Annotated in this window: 19 protein-coding genes; 8 read left to right on the forward strand and 11 right to left on the reverse strand. The window is 33.3% G+C overall.

Features of this window, described 5'->3' with window-relative positions:
- Nucleotides 1-30 precede the first annotated feature (30 nt).
- The 6 genes from BST92_RS13175 to BST92_RS13200 form a co-directional block, all read right to left on the reverse strand.
- Nucleotides 31-585 (reverse strand): hypothetical protein, encoded by a 555-nt coding sequence (locus tag BST92_RS13175; RefSeq protein WP_105071871.1) that lies wholly within the window; start codon nt 583-585, stop codon nt 31-33.
- Nucleotides 586-681: 96 nt separating this feature from the next.
- Nucleotides 682-2,187 (reverse strand): cryptochrome/deoxyribodipyrimidine photo-lyase family protein, encoded by a 1,506-nt coding sequence (locus BST92_RS13180; RefSeq protein WP_342747878.1) that lies wholly within the window; start codon nt 2,185-2,187, stop codon nt 682-684.
- Nucleotides 2,188-2,233: 46 nt separating this feature from the next.
- Nucleotides 2,234-3,556: a cryptochrome/photolyase family protein gene (locus BST92_RS13185; protein WP_105071873.1), complete on the reverse strand. Its 1,323-nt coding sequence runs from the start codon at nt 3,554-3,556 to the stop codon at nt 2,234-2,236.
- A gap of 193 nt (nt 3,557-3,749) precedes the next feature.
- Entirely contained in the window at nt 3,750-4,445 is a 696-nt protein-coding gene (locus tag BST92_RS13190) for an SDR family NAD(P)-dependent oxidoreductase (RefSeq protein WP_105071874.1), read from the reverse strand.
- Nucleotides 4,446-4,964, reverse strand: coding sequence for an SRPBCC family protein (locus BST92_RS13195; RefSeq protein ID WP_105071875.1), 519 nt, complete (start codon nt 4,962-4,964; stop codon nt 4,446-4,448).
- A 129-nt stretch (nt 4,965-5,093) separates the two neighbouring features.
- Nucleotides 5,094-5,852, reverse strand: coding sequence for an outer membrane beta-barrel protein (locus BST92_RS13200; protein ID WP_105071876.1), 759 nt, complete (start codon nt 5,850-5,852; stop codon nt 5,094-5,096).
- 119 nt (nt 5,853-5,971) lie between these two features.
- Between BST92_RS13200 and BST92_RS13205 the strand changes: the two genes are divergently transcribed.
- The 5 genes from BST92_RS13205 to BST92_RS13225 all read left to right on the forward strand — a co-directional run bounded on the left by BST92_RS13205 (nt 5,972) and on the right by BST92_RS13225 (nt 8,781).
- Nucleotides 5,972-6,157, forward strand: a complete 186-nt coding sequence (locus tag BST92_RS13205; protein WP_105071877.1) for a CsbD family protein — start codon at nt 5,972-5,974, stop codon at nt 6,155-6,157.
- A 6-nt stretch (nt 6,158-6,163) separates the two neighbouring features.
- Nucleotides 6,164-6,451 (forward strand): 4a-hydroxytetrahydrobiopterin dehydratase, encoded by a 288-nt coding sequence (locus tag BST92_RS13210; protein WP_105071878.1) that lies wholly within the window; start codon nt 6,164-6,166, stop codon nt 6,449-6,451.
- Nucleotides 6,452-6,507: 56 nt separating this feature from the next.
- Nucleotides 6,508-7,440 (forward strand): hypothetical protein, encoded by a 933-nt coding sequence (locus BST92_RS13215; protein WP_146105165.1) that lies wholly within the window; start codon nt 6,508-6,510, stop codon nt 7,438-7,440.
- Nucleotides 7,441-7,516: 76 nt separating this feature from the next.
- On the forward strand, nt 7,517-8,260 hold the full coding sequence (locus BST92_RS13220) for a YebC/PmpR family DNA-binding transcriptional regulator (RefSeq protein ID WP_105071880.1): 744 nt from the start codon (nt 7,517-7,519) through the stop codon (nt 8,258-8,260).
- 143 nt (nt 8,261-8,403) lie between these two features.
- On the forward strand, nt 8,404-8,781 hold the full coding sequence (locus BST92_RS13225; RefSeq protein WP_105071881.1) for a LysM peptidoglycan-binding domain-containing protein: 378 nt from the start codon (nt 8,404-8,406) through the stop codon (nt 8,779-8,781).
- A gap of 69 nt (nt 8,782-8,850) precedes the next feature.
- Here the strand turns inward: BST92_RS13225 and BST92_RS13230 are convergent, their stop codons facing one another.
- Nucleotides 8,851-9,444, reverse strand: a complete 594-nt coding sequence (locus tag BST92_RS13230; RefSeq protein WP_105071882.1) for an acyl carrier protein phosphodiesterase — start codon at nt 9,442-9,444, stop codon at nt 8,851-8,853.
- A gap of 62 nt (nt 9,445-9,506) precedes the next feature.
- Between BST92_RS13230 and glmM the strand changes: the two genes are divergently transcribed.
- Nucleotides 9,507-10,901 (forward strand): phosphoglucosamine mutase, encoded by a 1,395-nt coding sequence (gene glmM, locus BST92_RS13235; RefSeq protein ID WP_105071883.1) that lies wholly within the window; start codon nt 9,507-9,509, stop codon nt 10,899-10,901.
- Here glmM and BST92_RS13240 read toward each other — a convergent pair.
- Entirely contained in the window at nt 10,861-11,775 is a 915-nt protein-coding gene (locus BST92_RS13240) for a lysophospholipid acyltransferase family protein (RefSeq protein WP_105071884.1), read from the reverse strand. The genes glmM and BST92_RS13240 overlap by 41 nt on opposite strands.
- A 50-nt stretch (nt 11,776-11,825) precedes the next feature.
- On the opposite strand from BST92_RS13240, the gene BST92_RS13245 reads away from it, so the two are divergent.
- A complete protein-coding gene (locus BST92_RS13245) occupies nt 11,826-12,464 on the forward strand; it encodes a rhomboid family intramembrane serine protease (RefSeq protein ID WP_105071885.1) in 639 nt (212 codons plus the stop codon).
- Here BST92_RS13245 and BST92_RS13250 read toward each other — a convergent pair.
- A complete protein-coding gene (locus tag BST92_RS13250) occupies nt 12,459-13,580 on the reverse strand; it encodes a TlpA disulfide reductase family protein (RefSeq protein WP_211292505.1) in 1,122 nt (373 codons plus the stop codon). The genes BST92_RS13245 and BST92_RS13250 overlap by 6 nt on opposite strands.
- A 111-nt stretch (nt 13,581-13,691) precedes the next feature.
- On the opposite strand from BST92_RS13250, the gene BST92_RS13255 reads away from it, so the two are divergent.
- Nucleotides 13,692-16,064: a GAF domain-containing protein gene (locus BST92_RS13255; RefSeq protein WP_105071887.1), complete on the forward strand. Its 2,373-nt coding sequence runs from the start codon at nt 13,692-13,694 to the stop codon at nt 16,062-16,064.
- On the opposite strand, the gene BST92_RS15275 is transcribed toward BST92_RS13255, so the two are convergent.
- Together BST92_RS15275 and BST92_RS15280 are read right to left on the reverse strand one after the other, a co-directional pair.
- Nucleotides 16,030-16,563 carry a Pycsar system effector family protein gene (locus BST92_RS15275; protein ID WP_245910939.1) on the reverse strand — a complete coding sequence of 178 codons (534 nt, stop codon included), beginning with the start codon at nt 16,561-16,563 and terminating at the stop codon, nt 16,030-16,032. The genes BST92_RS13255 and BST92_RS15275 overlap by 35 nt on opposite strands.
- Nucleotides 16,564-16,610: 47 nt before the next feature.
- Complete coding sequence (locus BST92_RS15280; RefSeq protein ID WP_245910941.1) at nt 16,611-17,246, reverse strand: HD domain-containing protein; 636 nt, start codon at nt 17,244-17,246, stop codon at nt 16,611-16,613.
- Between the last annotated feature and the right edge of the window lies 1 nt (nt 17,247).

Consider the following 17,247-nt stretch of genomic DNA (forward strand, 5'->3'; position numbering starts at 1 on the left):
ATTATGTGTTTTTAAAAAACGAAAATATAATTACTTTTTGGCTTCTGATAACAATTCTTCTAACGGTTTTATCAAAGATTGATATTGCTCTGGTAAATGTAAGTATGGTTCTAATGTAAAGGTAAATGTAGTATCACCTTTAAAAACCCAATAATTAACTTTCAATTTTCCATCATGAGTCTTAAGGTTTTGAGAAGGTACATTATTTATAGAATAATCATTTCTTGATTCATTATACCAAATACCTAATTTCCTCAAGTCATCTGGATTTGAATATTTTAATGTGATTAAAGGATTGATAATCGAATCTTTATCATGGATTTTAATCTCTTTCATAGGATAGGATTGCAGCTCTTTAGACCATAAATTACCTTTATTTATCAGGGATAAAAAGAGACTCCATTGATCTATAACTGTTGTTGCATCTGTATCAGTTTCTACAATTGTAAATAATTTCTCCTGTTGTATATGTACGGTTTTTTTTATGGTATCGATGGTGACCGTCGTTTTATTTGCAGCAATACGTCCGTTTTCTATATTAAAAAAAGAAAGTAGGGCAAAGAATAAAATTTTGATTTGTTCCATTTTCAATTTTATAACTCTCAAGTAAAATCTGCAACAATTTAGAGTAATTTAAAGTAATGACTACTAGAATAGGTATTGATATTGATTTTTTGTTATTTAAGAATTAGATGCCCTTAACTCATCACCACCAGGCCATATTTCACGATTAGGATTTGTATGTTTTGATATAATACGTTGCGATTCTTTGCTATTTTTGATGTCTTTTTGAATTGCATAGAGGATGTCTTGAGCACGCTTTCGCGAAAGCGTATTATCCACTAATCTTACAGGATAATCCCTACCTAATTTAAAATTAAAGAACTGCTCATCCATTGCAGTCATTTTCCATGGCTCGTGAACAAAACGTAAAGGTAAATGTGCAATTTCTGGAACCCATTTTTTTATAAAAATACCATCTGGATCGTGTTCTAAACTATTTTTAACGGGATTATAGACTCTTACTATATTTATTCCTGTCTCGCCAGCTTGCATTTGTAACTGAGGATAATGTATACCTGGTTCAAAATCTAAAAACTTTGAGGCAAGATGCGTGCTTGCGTCCTGCCATGGCTGCCATAAATGATGAGTGAAAAAACCGGTAAGCATGGCTCGCAATCTAAAGTTAATAAATCCTGTGGTATTTAAACAACGCATAGCGGCATCTACAAGAGGATAACCAGTTTTACCAGTGCGCCATGCTTTCTGAAAACTAGAATTTACTGGTTTATTAATATGATGATATGCTTTATGAACGCTAAGCAATTCCATTTCATGCTCCATTTCAAATTTTTCAATAAAATGGGCTTGCCACCTCAATCGTGATAGAAAAGAGTTGAGTGTTCTTTTATCTTTTATATAATGTTTTGCAGCACTTGCTTTTTGAGCAATCATGCGCACACTTACATTTCCCCATGCGATGTATGGCGATAATCTACTACTGTGCAATCTACTTGTAAGTGGTTTTGAATAATGAAGATTGTATCCAGTTATGCGATGGTTAAGAAAACTATTAAAGTATTTTAATGCAGTACTGGTACCACCTGGTTGAAAACCAGATTTTTTATCTGTTTTTAAGTCAGTAATATTGAATTTTTTTTCTAGCTCTATTAATTTCAAGGGATCAAGAAAGAAAGCCTTATCAAAGTCTGGATGCTGCAAATCTTTATTTATAAATTCAATCCAGTGCTCTTTCCATTTTGATCTATTTTTCAATCCACGTATCACACCGTTAGAAATGCTTTCTTCCCAATTAATATGTGTCTTCTTAAAATAGTTGCTAATATTTATATCTCTTTTATAGGTTTTTAAAAGTCCTGTTTCTTGATAAGAAAATACATTTTTGATATGGTAATCCTGTTGTATTAATTGAAACGCAGACAACGCATTAGATTCAATACATAAAATCTGGGTATTAAGAACTTCAAGCTTTTCATTTATGTTCTCTAATGATTGCTTTATAAAATCAAAATGTCTTTTACTATAATGAGCATCCTGTAAGAGCATGGGCTCAAAGATGTAGAGTAGAAGTATGGGTAAACCAGACTGTGTAGCCCTTTGTAAAGGTTCATGATCTAAGATTCTTAAATCTCTTTTAAACCAGACTATATTAATGGATTGTTTCAATTTATTAATTACGTGTATCTAGCTTAACTATTTTAACCAAGTGACTTTATGCGACGGCTTCTTTATAAGTTTTTAGACAGCGTTCTCTTGCTTCTTTATGGTCTACCATTTTTTCAACATAGTCATCAGTTTCAAATTCAGGAACCCATTGTTTGATGTAATTATAATTCTTATCAAACTTATCCTTTTGTGTAATAGGATTAAAAATTCTAAAATATGGTGCTGCGTCCACACCACTACCAGCAGCCCATTGCCAGTTACCTACATTTGCAGATAGATCAAAATCGAGCAGTTTCTCTGCAAAATAACGTTCGCCCCATCGCCAGTCTATTAATAAGTGTTTGCATAAAAAACTAGCCACTAGCATGCGCACCCTATTATGCATATAGCCTGTAGTATTTAATTGTCGCATACCAGCATCTACGATGGCATACCCAGTTTGCCCATTTTTCCATTTCTCAAATTCTTCTTCGTTATTTCTCCACTCTATACGATCATATTTTGATCTAAAAGCATTATCTACCGTATGTGGAAAATGATAAAGAATAGTCATAAAAAACTCTCGCCAGATAAGCTCGCTCATAAACGTTTTCTCACTTGCCAGATCTGCCTTTTTCATCATCTTACGGATGCTCACAACTCCAAACCTTAGATATAAGCCTAATCGTGATGTACCTTCTTCTATTGCTGGAAAATTTCTAGTCTTCTCATAATCTTCTATAAGTGTTGGTTTTACATTATAATCAGGGATTTCGATATCTGATTTTTTAAAACCCATTTCAGAAAGACTTACATTAGGTAATCTTGAGTTTTTGATACAGTTATCTAAATAATCACTTGTATAATAAATTGTTAGATTGTCTGCCTTACCAAAATCTTTACGGAAATTTTCGAGCCATTTATTTTTATAAGGTGTATATACCACATAAGGATCTCCATCATCTTTAACGATATCATCCTTTTCATAAATGACTTGATCTTTAAAAGTATTAAATTCTATACCATGTTGATTAAAATATGCCGTAAGTTGAAGATCTCTGTCAAGCGCATAAGGTTCATAATCGCGATTTGTAAATACAGAATTGACTTCATAACTATTAGTAATATCTTTCCACACATCTACTGGTTTACCATAAAACATAGCTAGTGAGCTACCGTGATTTTCTTGTAGATCGTCTCGCATGCGTTGCAACTCTTCAAAAATAAACGTGACACGAGCATCGTCTTCTGGTAAGTGATCTAAAATTTCTTTATCAAAGATAAAAATAGGAAGAACAGGAAGATCACTTTTAAGAGCTTCTAGAAAGCCTACATTATCATCTAATCTTAGATCCCTACGAAACCAGAATATATTTACTTTTTCACTCATTTTTTTTGGTCAGTTTTAGCTTGCAATAATTATTAATAGAACCTTTTTAAAATTATATAATCTTCAATTAAGCTCTTTTTATCTCAAATATGATGTACTAAAATGGTTTATAAATTGTATTATTTACGAAATAGCAATTATTAGGTGTAAAATCAAATACATGATAGCTTTACCGTATATCTCATACTACTTTTTATCCTAGATTTAAAGTTCCTTTCCCACCATCAACACCTATGACCTGACCAGTAATCCACCCAGTATTTTGCTCTAGTAAAAAGGCAGCAACACTGGCGATATCATCTGGTGTACCTACGCGTTTTAGAGGATGCATTTCACCCATTTTCTCTTTTTTGGCATCATTATTTAATAATCGGCCAGCAAGAGGTGTGTCCACTAAAGACGGCGCAATTACATTAACACGTACGGTTGGTGCATACTCAGCAGCAAGAGCTTTAGCAAAGCCTTCAATAGCACCTTTGGCCGCAGCCACACTAGTATGAAATGGCATACCAGTTCCTACAGCAACTGTAGAAAAATAAACCATGCTACTTGTGCCTTCTTTAGTTAATAACGGTAAAACAGTTCGTGTTACTTTAAGCATTGAGAAGAAATTGATATTCATATCATCTTCAAAATGCTTTTGTTTTAGCATTTTAAATGGTTTAAGATTTATACTGCCAGGACAGTAAACAAAACCATCTAGCGATTCAGGTAAAGCAGTGGTGTCTAGCTCATCAGTTAATGCATCAAAATTGATGTGTGTAACACCATCTGGTAGATTTTCATTTTCTCTAGAGGCAACATAGATGTTGTTATTCTGATACATGTGTTGTACGATAGCATTTCCTATTCCATGGCTTCCACCTATAAGTAGTATATTTTTAGACATTTAATTGAGTATTTCGTGTTTTTGTGTTGCTTGTAAGTCTTTTTGAATTGGAGCGTTTTCTACATATTCTCCAAAATGTTTGATAAGTGCGCTTTCGCGAAAGCGAAATATCTCGGCTAACTGCTTCTTAACAAATGGTGCGCCTAGTTTGCCTAGAAAACCTAGTGGTAGTCGATAATGTATTAAATCTTCCATTAAAGTACCACCAGGGATTTCACTTATAAAATGCTTATGATGCCACGTTGCATATGGTCCATACATTTGCTCATCTACAAAGAATTCTCTTTCTTTTACTTGAGTAATATGCGTCACCCAATTAGTTCTATAATATGGCAGTGGCTTTACTGAATATTCTATTAATTGACCTGGATACATTCCTCTTTCTGTACCATACTGGACTTTCATTTCCAGTTCTGGTGGTGTTAATAACTTAAGATTATTAGCATCAGTCAGGAATTTCCATGCCTCGTCGATTGAGATGGGTAACTTTTGCTGTGACGAAAATTGATATAGTTTCACATGTTTTGTTTAGACTATAAAGTTAAACATTAAACAGACGTGATTTAGTAAGAGTTTGTTAAAATATACATTCCCTACTTTTACTGTAAAAAGTAGGGAATGTATATAAGTTTTATGCTAGGTTAAAATCTATTCATCACCATCATAGCGGTACTCACCACTTGTATATTCTGGAGATAGTGCTATTTTAATTCCAAAATTTAGAGTAAAGTTAGAAGCATTAACCGTGCGTACTTCTTCTGGTATAAAGGACGTACTGTTTTCATCCAGAAAGTTATAACCTATAGGATTGCCCAATGTGGTATTATATTGTGGCGAGAAAAATAACTGTACAGACCTGCGGAAGTAGTAATTAAATCTTAATCCACCTTCTATATAAGCACTTGCAGATTTTGAGTTTGCGGTATCAGATTGATATAGTACTCTAGTAGGCACATCCTGTAATTCATTATTAGAGACACTATTTTCTGGATTATTATAAAAGGCCATTCCACCTTTTAACATCACATCTAGTTGAAATCTATTTCTAGTATAACTAAAACTTGGTCCTATAGAAATGCTGGTAGTGGTATAATTATTTGAACTTATGTTGTTTTCTGGATTAGTATCTGTATCCAGATATCCAAACTCGTTGTATTGATGTCTTAAACCAGCACTAAGTCCTAAATATTTATTAGTGTAGTAAGTATACTCAAGACCTACATTAAGACCTGATCTTGCGATGTCACTAAAATCTCCAGATGGTTGTGCCACACCAAAGGCGACCGATAAATTATGTCTTGGAATTTCTCTCAAATGCACAGCTGTTTCTGGTTTAACCTGTTTGAGATCATCTTGTGAGAACCCAATTGTACTCATTAAAAGTAGGAGTAGAGCGATTTTTTTCATGGTATAAATATAGTTGTTCCTACTTGTATTGGGAATAATTTAATTAAGGATTAAGATTTTATTGTGTCAGATTTTATGCTATCGTGGCTAAATTTAAACTCAATCAAAAAACAAATACTATGAGCGACAAAGAATTAGAAGGAAAATGGGATCAGACGAAAGGAAAAGCCAAAGAAGAATTTGGAAAATTGACTGATAATAAATCAACTGAAGCAGAAGGTAAATCTGACCAGTTAAAAGGTAAAATTAAAGAAGGTCTAGGTGAGGCTAAAAGAAAAATTAAAAATACCTTTGACGATAAATAAAACACTATGGAAAAATTAACTGAAGACCAGATATACAAGCATTTAGAAAATGTTGAAGGTTGGGATTACTATGATGATGCAATTCACACCACTTTTGAATTTGATAATTTTATGGATGCTTTTTCTGTAATGACACGTATAGCGTTAATAGCTGAAAAGATGGAACATCATCCAGACTGGCATAATGTTTACAACACATTAGAGATTTCTTTAAGTACTCATGATGTGAATGGTCTAACAGAAAATGACTTTAAACTTGCTGCTGCGATTGAGCATATTGTAGGAGATGAGTAATTACGTTATTCATTTTGTAATATTGCAGCTGTCCATTAAAGGGCAGCTGTTTTTTTATGCGATATTTTTTATTATTTATGGTAATTAGCTTTAGCGTTCAAGCTCAACGCTATAATACACCGCAATCTTATCTTAAATTTATAGATGATAACCACGAGAAAGTTATTGAACAAACATGGAATTACATGTATAGTCATTCTCAAGAACCTAATTTGCAGAAACGCAATGGACAGCGTAAAGTTCTAGAAAATGTATTAAAAAGAGCCATACGCAATATTGAAAAAGAAAAACCATTTGACAAAGATCTTCAACAAGCAGCGGTAAAATATTTGAATGGTAATCTAGCTATTGTAAAGGAAGATTATGTACAAATCCTTAAGTTAGAAAGTTCTAAAGAGCCATTAGTAGATAAGAGTACGATTTTTAGAAAGATAAGAAATGCCATGTATCAATTGCGTCAGGATTATGATAGCTCTATTAATACTTATGCACAACGATATGATTTAACGATTAATGTTAATAATAATCAACTAGCACAAAAAATGGCTGCTACTATAAAAATATATGATCATTATAACGAGATGAATATTTTAGTCCAGCAAATTAAAGATGCCGAGGCATATCTATGGCAAGATATAGCAAAATTAAATCCTCAACAATTCCATACACGATTGCAAGATCTAAATAATGTTGTAAAAAATAATAAGAAGAAAGCGATAGCATTATCATCATCAATCGATATAGAATCGCTACAACCAGTTTATGACAATTTTTCTCATTTTTTTGGTATGAGCTATACAAATCATACAGCACCTATTATTGAGTATCTTACGGTTGCTAGAAATGGTGATAGGTCAGATATTATACATAAAACTGAAGCTTTTAATAAAGCAAAGACTTGGTTTAATCTTAATAGAAGAGAAAGTTATACACTATGGTCATCTGGTACTAGTAATTATATCTATAACTTAATCTCTAACCTTGATTAACATAAGAATATCAATGTGCTTGCAAGGATAGCAGCAGAATCTTAAATTTGAACTTTAACAAATAACATAACATTAAATGGGAAGAGCATTTGAATTCCGCAAGGCGCGCAAGATGAAGAGATGGAGCGCTATGTCTAAAGCATTTACTAGAATAGGTAAGGATATAGTTATAGCTGTAAAAGAAGGCGGACCAGATCCAGAATCTAATGCAAAATTACGTGCGGTAATCCAAAATGCAAAGGCAGTAAATATGCCTAAGGCAAATGTAGAACGTGCTATAAAAAAAGCAACAGATAAGGATACAGCAAATTATGAGACCGTTCTTTTTGAAGGATATGCACCACACGGTATTGCGGTACTGGTAGAGACGTCTACAGATAATAATAATAGAACAGTTGCAAATGTGCGTAGCTATTTTACAAAATGTGATGGAAATTTAAGTACATCAGGATCTGTTGAATTTATGTTTGATCATAAATGTCATTTTAGGATTCCTGCAGGCGATTTAGACCTAGAAGAATTGGAATTAGAGTTAATCGATTTTGGTGCTGAGGAACTTTTCCTAGATGAGAAAGATGAAGAAGATGATAATTCTGTAGACGGAATTATGATTTATGCAGAGTTCCAAAATTATGGTGCACTACAAAAAGGTATTGAAGAATTAGGTCACGAGATACTTAGTTCTGGATTTGAGTACATACCTACCATGCAAAAAGAGGTAACAGCAGAGCAGCGTGAGGACGTCGAAAAACTTCTTGAAAAACTAGATGAAGACGATGACGTAAACAATGTGTATACAACCATGCAGGATGAGGAGTAGGTAGTATTTGATAACGCTTTCGCGTAAGCGTATTTCAAAGAAAATTTCATACCTTTAATCGAAACTTTAAGTTTTTAAATTTGATTATCTTATTTATGATAAATCATTCTTAACTTTAAACATAATTAATTAAAACTACTAAAATGGTAAAAGCAAAATATCAAAGCGTTCTTGACTTAGGAGAGAAACTAGCAATTAAAGATGGTGATGTTCAAGTAAATGGAGAACGTCTTGAAATAAGAGGTACAGCAGCAACACCTTATGATAAAGATCAGTTATGGGATGAGATTAAAAAGGTAGGTGGTGAAAACCCTAGTGATTTAATGGCAGATATTAAAGTTGAGGACGATTCAATTTATGCACGTCACACTGTACAAAGTGGTGAATCTTTAAGTCTAATAGCAAAGCGTTATTTCAAAGATCCTATGAAATATAAGCAAATTTTTGCTGCAAACACAGGAGTACTTTCTAATCCAGATGTGATACATCCAGGTCAGGAATTAGTAATTCCTAATTTGTAATTTTTTATTACAAGAATTTCAAATTTCTTGTTACAAAACCTCGCATTCTTGCGAGGTTTTTTTGTTACCTTACGTTAGATCTAGTGTTTTACGCTGCTTTCTTACATGTAATTCTAGATCCTTAAAAAACGCCCTAAAGTGAAGCTCCATCTCAGCATAAAATTTAACTAGTTCTATGGGTGCAAAATTCATTTTACTGCGATTTCGTGTGCGATGATTCATTTGATGGAAGATGCGTGAAATTCCATCTACGGTTGCATAGCTGTTGATCCAGTTTTGCTCAATCATATGGGGCAAGAAATTCTGAACCTTAGCAGGTAAAATGTCATAATGTTTCTCTAGATCTGCATAAAATTGCTGGACATAAACATCAAGTGGATCCTGATGAAAATCTGTCCAATTTGCAGCAAGAAAATGATCATAATATATGTCAACAATAACACTACTCCAGTGCCCATATTCACTACGTATTAAGTCTTTACTTAACTTAACGGTCGGGTGTGAGTCTGTAAATGTATCGATATGTCTATGTAAAATAATACCTTGAGCGACACGTTCAGGAAACATTGTAAAATCTTTACCACGCACTGAATCTGCTATGAAGTTACCGATGCGCAATTCAGTATCATTTCCTGAAAGGTAAATATGTGCGAGATAATTCATAGTTGCAGTTGTAGATGGCGTTGAGTACTCTTACTTTTGTCGTAAATGTAAAGTAATTTTCTATGACACTTATAAAATCTATTTCTGGAATTCGCGGAACCATTGGCGGTGAGCCAGGTGATAATTTAACACCATTGGATGCTGTAAAATTTGCATCAGCTTATGCAAAATGGATTAAAGAAGATTCTGGTAAAAAGGATCCAACGGTTGTTATAGGTAGAGATGCTCGCTTAAGTGGTGCGATGATACAAGCCTTAGTACAAAATACTTTAGTAGGTATGGGATGTCATATTATTGATTTAGGCTTAAGTACTACGCCTACAGTTGAAGTCGCTGTACCTATTGAAAAAGCTGATGGTGGAATTATATTAACTGCAAGTCATAATCCTAAACAATGGAATGCTCTTAAATTATTAAATAATAAAGGTGAGTTTTTAAATGGTGTTGAAGGTCAGAAAATTTTAGATACTGCTGCTTCAGAGGATTTCAATTATGTTGAAGTTGATGATCTAGGTACTGTTAATGTCATCAGTGATTATATTGATAGACATGTTGATATAGTACTAGACATGCCAGTCACTAAAAAAGATGCTATTAAAGCCATGAATTTTAAGGTTGTAGTAGATGGTGTAAATTCAACGGGCGGTATCGCGGTTCCAGCTTTATTGAAGAAATTAGGTGTTGAAGTGATAGAATTATATTGTGAACCAACGGGTCACTTCCCACATAATCCAGAGCCTTTAAAAGAGCACTTAGGTGATCTAGCTGCTGCGGTAGTAGAACATAAGGCAGATTTTGGAATAACAGTTGATCCAGATGTAGATAGACTTGCTTTTATGACTGAGGAAGGTGAAATGTTTGGTGAAGAGTATACATTAGTTGCTTGTGCAGATTATATTTTAGGTCATCAAAAAGGGAATACGGTTTCTAATCTTTCATCTTCTCGTGCATTAAGGGATGTAACTGAAGCTCATGATGGTACTTATTATGCTGCAGCAGTAGGAGAAGTTAATGTGGTCACTAAAATGAAGGAGATGGATGCTGTAATAGGTGGTGAAGGAAATGGAGGAATCATTTATCCAGACTCTCATTACGGTCGTGACGCATTAGTAGGTATAGCCATGTTTTTATCCTTACTTACTGAAAAGAAAATGAAAGTAAGTGCATTAAGAGCTAGTTATCCAGAATATTATATGAGCAAGAAAAAGGTACAGTTAACTAAAGGTATGCCGGTTGATGATATTATGAAAGATATTTCTGAAAAGTATGCTAATGAGAATTTAACGACTATTGATGGTGTGAAAATAGATTTTCCAACTCAATGGGTACATATGCGTAAATCTAATACTGAACCTATTATAAGAATATATACGGAAGCTCCAACTCAAAAAGATGCAGATCAGCTAGCAGATCGCTTTATCGCTGAACTCGAGGCGATAGCACAGGCTTACGCTTAATATTTTGTGGTGTTGCTTTCCATCTTTTATGCGACCAGAGGTAATACTCTGGTTGCAATCTGATTTGCTTTTCAAGTAAATCAAAAAAAGTATCGGTAATTTCCCAATCGTTAGTTTGAGCGGCATGCTCTGTAATAGTTTTAAAAGTCGCTTTGTAGTGACCTCTTTTGACTTTTTCTACGGCTAGATATACCACAGCTGTATCATGCGCTTTAGCAAGTTTCTCACTGCCCAAAAAGACCGCACTTGTTTTACCGAAAAAGGTGGTGAAATTTTGTGCTCTATATTTAGCCGGAGATTGATCTGCAACAAGTCCATACATTGCCATTTCTCCATTATTAATACTATTAGAAATGCTGTTGCTAGCTTCTCTCATGGTAATCATTGTTGAATTGAACTTTTGTCTTATATCAACAATTAGTTTATTGAAATACTTATTAGCTAATGGTTTATAAACAGCAATAATTTTATAATCTACTAATCCATCTAGACACATGGTCCACTCATAACTCGCTTGATGACCAAACATGGCTATGATAGGTCTGTTTTGTGCTCTTAAGTCATTAATCAAATGCAGATTGGTATATTCAAATCTACTCAACATATCTTTGTGACTCATTGACATAGACATAATAACCTCAATAAAGCTATCACAAAAATGTTGAGTTGTTTTTTTACATAAGATATTTAATTCCTTTTCTGACTTCTCAGGAAAGGCTATTTTTAAATTCTTAACGATTACTTTTTTACGATAACCAATCACGTAAAAAACAATTAAAAACGCAAAATCACTTAATAAATACGTAAGTCGTGCTGGAAGTATAGAGATGAACCAGAGTAGTGGATAAAAGAAATAAAAAGCAATCGCTTGCATAAATAGAATTTGGACAAATATACTATCTTGTTCCTAAGTAAAAGAAGGATATGAATCAAGGATTAGATATAGTAACTATAGTGATTATAGTAGCATGTGCATTAGTAAGTTTTAAGGGTTTTCAAGACCGTTTTTTCTTCGATAAGTATAAGTTCAATATAGCAGGTATACTGCGCGGTGAGCAATTGCGGTTTTTAACTAGTGGTTTTCTTCATGCAGATTTACAACATCTCATTTTTAATATGTTAACCTTGTACTTCTTTGCGCATTATGTTGTGGTAGATTTAGGCGATATTGGTTTTTTAGTAGTTTATTTTGCAAGTCTATTAGGTGGTGGTTTACTCAGTTATTTTTTCCATAAAGATGAATATCACTATAGCGCTATAGGTGCAAGTGGCGCTGTGATGGGAATAATTTATTCGGCTATATTGTTGGAACCTAGAATTTATATTTATGGTATTATCCCAGGTTTTGTTTTTGGTATAGGCTATTTAGCTTATTCTATATATGGTATGAAAAATAAGTCAGATAATATAGGACATGATGCTCATTTTGGTGGAGCAGTGGCAGGATATATTGTGACCATTTTATATGATTATAACATCATATTTGAACAAACGCTCACTGTGATATTAATGCTATTGCCTATAGTAGCTTTATTTGTATTAAGAAAAATGAATAAGCTATAGAAGTTCTGCTAGTTTATCATGTAAAGCTTGACCACGCAAGTCTTTTGCGATTATAATACCATTTTCATCTAGTAAAAATGTAGCAGGTATACTACTAACGTTATAAAGCTTTGCGATAGGATCTTGCCAGTGCATTAATCTTGAAATGTGATACCAGTCCATTTCATCTTTTTCAATGGCGGCTTTCCATGCAGCTTCTGCGTTTTGGCGATCTAAAGAAACACTTATAATATTAAATCCTTTATCATGATATTCTTTATAAGCTCTTACTACATTAGGATTTTCTCTTCTACATGGTCCACACCACGATGCCCAGAAATCAATAAGCGTTACTTTACCCATAACATCATCTAATTTTAAGACATCACCATCAGGTGTTTTACCTTCAAATAAAGGCGCTTTTGCACCTATTGCAGTAGTAGAGAATTTAGTAAGGTAGCTCTCTAAACTTTTTGTAATCGCTGTTTCCTTCACATCACCTTCTAGCAGGTCAAATAATTCCAAAGCCTTATCTGTATCAATTAACTTAGAATTTAATAAATCACCAATAATCATACTACTTACTAATTTATTGGGATTAGATTTTACAATATCAAAAACTTCATTTTTATAAGCCTCTTCAGCATCCATCCATGATTTTGTTACATCATCACCTTTTTGTTGATCACCAGATCGATATGCCTCACCACGAGCTGTTTTAAACTCATTTGTTCTTTTTTGATATGCCGCTTGATCTGCTCTAAAGTCATAAAGAATCTTATTCTCTTTACTACCAGTTACAGAACTAGCCCATAAGGAATCTTGATTTATTTTAATTTTTAAAGGTTCATCACCTTCTATAAATATCATGCGATCATTACCAGTTTCCATAGATAAGAAACGTACTTCGGCAAAATCCTTCTTTTCACCTTTATCAAAATGAAATTTTTCATTCATCACTATTGCAGTGTCAATAACAACTGGACTATTAGCCGCGTTAAGTTTATTAAGATAAACTCTCATACCATTATAGACACCTGGCGCATCACCTTCTATAAAATAAGTATTATCATTTTTAGCCTTTTCATTACAAGAAACTGTGATTAAAAGAGCTATAATAGGCAGTAGATATTTCATGCTAACAATTTTTCCAAAAATAATAGTTTTACCACTATCAAACAGGTTAAAACTTTCTAAAACTATAGGACCTTGAGTCATCCTAATTCTAATAGTTTTACCTTTGTATTTATGAATATGTTACCTGAAGATTTTATGATGGAAGTGACCTTGAGTTTTCACAAGGTAATTGCACATTATAGGGAACGTCTTAAGACAGAGACTAATCCTATCGCAATCGCATTTCTTAATGCGACATTAGATTATGTGAATCAACATCCTAGATTAGAAGACGGTTTAAAAATTGAAGAAATAGAACAAGAAAAAGAGGTGATTAATACATTACTTTCTGATTTATTTCCTACCGCATTAACACTTAATGAAATAAAAGCCGCCACCATACCATTTTCAGACTTTTTATTTAATAAAACGCAACGTTTTGAAAACTTATTATCTCATTCAAAAGATCAACAGTTTTCATTACTCTCAAATACCGATTTTGATTATTTTACCATGGCTAGTGGTGTCATTCTCAAAGAAATATATAATGCAGACATTGATTTAAGCAAACCATTACATTGTCAGATTCCTGATAAAAATGGTAATTTAAAATCTTATCGTATTACATACAATGCAGATTTTGTAGAGGTTGAACTTAAAGAGGAGAAGTATAGATTATCAGAAGATAACATTAAAGAATTATTGCGCAACCCAGAGGATAAAGAGCTCTGGAAATCTAAATTTCCAAAAAACAGCTACACTTTTAAAGGCTTTGGGATTATAAGTCTAACAGATGTGACTATGGATAATGCCATATCTGATTTAAAAACTGTTTTACTGGGCAATCTAGGAGAAAAATCGACTCATGAAACAGAAAAGGTAGAAAAGATTTTCAAGCAAATGTTCAATATTGAAGATTTGCAAGTAGGCTTTACGGTTTACAATAATGTGGACATGCTTTTTGAAAACATGGTTTACAGTGATTCTAGTAGTTTCTTATTAGGCTCTAGTCATGAAAAAAACTGTAATAATGCACTATGCGCAGACTCTTATGCTCATTTATTGAGAGATTTTACGCCATTAGTAATTACAGATGTAAAACAATATCGTGAGACGGTAGACAACACTTTTTTACCAGATAACCTTATCAATGCAGGATTTAATAGCGCTATATTTTATCCTATATCGCATGAAGGTAGATTACTAGGGATTTTAGAACTGGCCAGTTTTACACCATACCTATTAAATGTCTTTAATGCTCAAAAATTAGATGGCATCTCAGACTATCTTAAAATGGCTTTAATACGATCAGAGCAAGAATATGAAACAACTATTAAAGCACTGATACAGACTGAATGTACATCTATTCATCCTAGTGTTCAGTGGAAATTTGAGCAAGAGGCGCGTCGTTTAATCAGATCACGAGCAGAATCTTTAGATGATAGTTTTAAGGACTTGGTTTTTGAAGATGTGAGTCCTTTATATGGACAAATTGACGTGGTAGGTAGTAGTGATGCGCGCAATGAGGCCATTAAAACAGACTTGATCTCTCAACTCGAGTTGGTTAGTGAGATATTCGCTTTCGCGAAAGCGAATGAGCCATTGCCTATATATGATCAAATTATTCATAGAATCCATAAATTTCAAGAGGAACTGGAGCATAATAATATAAATGCTAATACAGAACGCGAGATTATCAGTATTCTAGAAGGAGAAGTTAACCCTTTTATGGATCATGTTAAGGAACTATCTAAAAAACTGAGGCAACTAGTCACGGACTATGAGGCTGCTTTAAATTCTGAGTCTGGTGTCATTTTTACTAATAGAGATAATTATGATACTACAGTACAGGTCGTTAATGAACGATTAGCTCGTTTTCTAGATCGTAAGCAAAAGGAAGCACAAGAGATTTATCCTCACTTTTTTGAACGTTATAAAACTGATGGTGTAGAGCACAATATCTATGTGGGTTCTAGTATAGTACGTGGACAATCTTATAATCCTGTTTATTTATACAATCTAAGGTTATGGCAACTACAAACCATGATCCAGATGGAGAATAAATTTTATCAATATCAAGAAAGCTTACCGGTTCAAATAGAGGCTGCTTCTATGATATTAGTTTTCGGTAATACACTAGGTATTAGATACCGTATCGATGAAAAGAGATTTGACGTGGACGGTGCTTATAATGCGAGATATGAGGTGGTTAAGAAAAGAATAGATAAGGCCAATATTAAAGGTACAAATGAGCGTATCACTCAAAAAGGTAAAATTTCCATCATCTATACAAATCACGAAAGTGAACTAGAGTACTTAAGATATATTTCTTTCCTTCAAGATCAAAAATATTTGAACGATGAGATTGAACTTTTGGAATTAGAAGATGTTCAAGGAGTTGTAGGGCTTAAAGCCATACGTGTAGGTGTACTCTATAATAAAAAATCAGAAGATAAAAAGCGTTTAACTTTTAAGGATTTGTTGCAGGAATTACATCAGCAATAGAATCTAGATCGAGTAGGGCAAACGCAATTACAAAAGCAAGTACAGAGCCTATAATACCTATCATAAAAATAGTATAAGTAAGTCTTAATAATTTATACTTTCTAGCCAGTACAACACCTAGATAGTATAAATCTTTAATTAAAGATTCATAAACTTCTTCTTTCTCTTCAAGTAAATCCATTACAGAGTTTTTATACTTATTAAGTGGCATTTTATGAAAGTTACCAAAGAAAAGTAAGTTGACTTTACGATCTCTAACTTCATCATCTGTAAATTCACCAGATGTAATATTAGGTCTAGTAGACATTATAGATAATACTATACTCGCTACAGAAAATAAGACTAATATTAGAGTAGGCCATAAAAGGTGTCTATTGCTTACCTGCTCTAGTTTAGGTATTAAATTTGCCAGTGCTAGAGATATGATAATAGCATTTACAGATAACAATATGTTAGCCTTAGTGTCTGCAATGTCACTTAATTTAATATGATTACGCAATGCGGTTCTAAACAGTGTTTGTATCGCTCGCTCTGGGCTTTGATTTTTTAAATCAACTTTAAGTTTCTCCTTTTTAAGTTTTTGTTTATTTTTTTCTTCTTCCTCAACAACTTCATAAGGTTCTCATTCTTGTCCTTATTCCAGTTCTTAATTGCATAGTCAGAGTAGTAGCGATGTTTTTCAGTAAACACTCTTATGTTTTCTTGTCGCCATTCTTTGTTAGTATAAGTAGCGATACCACGCAGTTCTAATTCTTTTTTAAGTAATTCACTGGTTTCATCATAGTAATCTTTTGCAAAGTGCGAGGCGTCTGCATCTCTTAATATTTCCTCTAAAGCAGTTTGTGGCGTACCATTAAATTTTGTGGCAAGAATTAATTTTTTGACTAGCGTAATAGTAGATTGATCTGCATTATGTTTTGTTAAAAACTCTTCAGCAATTTGAGCGCTGCGTTCTTCATGACCTTCGGCACCATGGATGTAGCCCGTATCGTGCAGCCATGCTGCAATAATTAAAGCTTGTTCTTCTTTAACATCGATTTCGGTGTTTTCAATTATCTCTTTAGTACTTTTAACGACTCTTGCGGTATGCATGTAGTTATGATATACATAAGTTTCATCAAGTTGTGTTTTAAACAACTCAAGAACAAAATCATCTGCTTTTTGAAAAATATTATCTGTCATA

Origin of the sequence: Nonlabens arenilitoris (genome assembly GCF_002954765.1) — a bacterium.
GTDB lineage: Bacteria > Bacteroidota > Bacteroidia > Flavobacteriales > Flavobacteriaceae > Nonlabens > Nonlabens arenilitoris.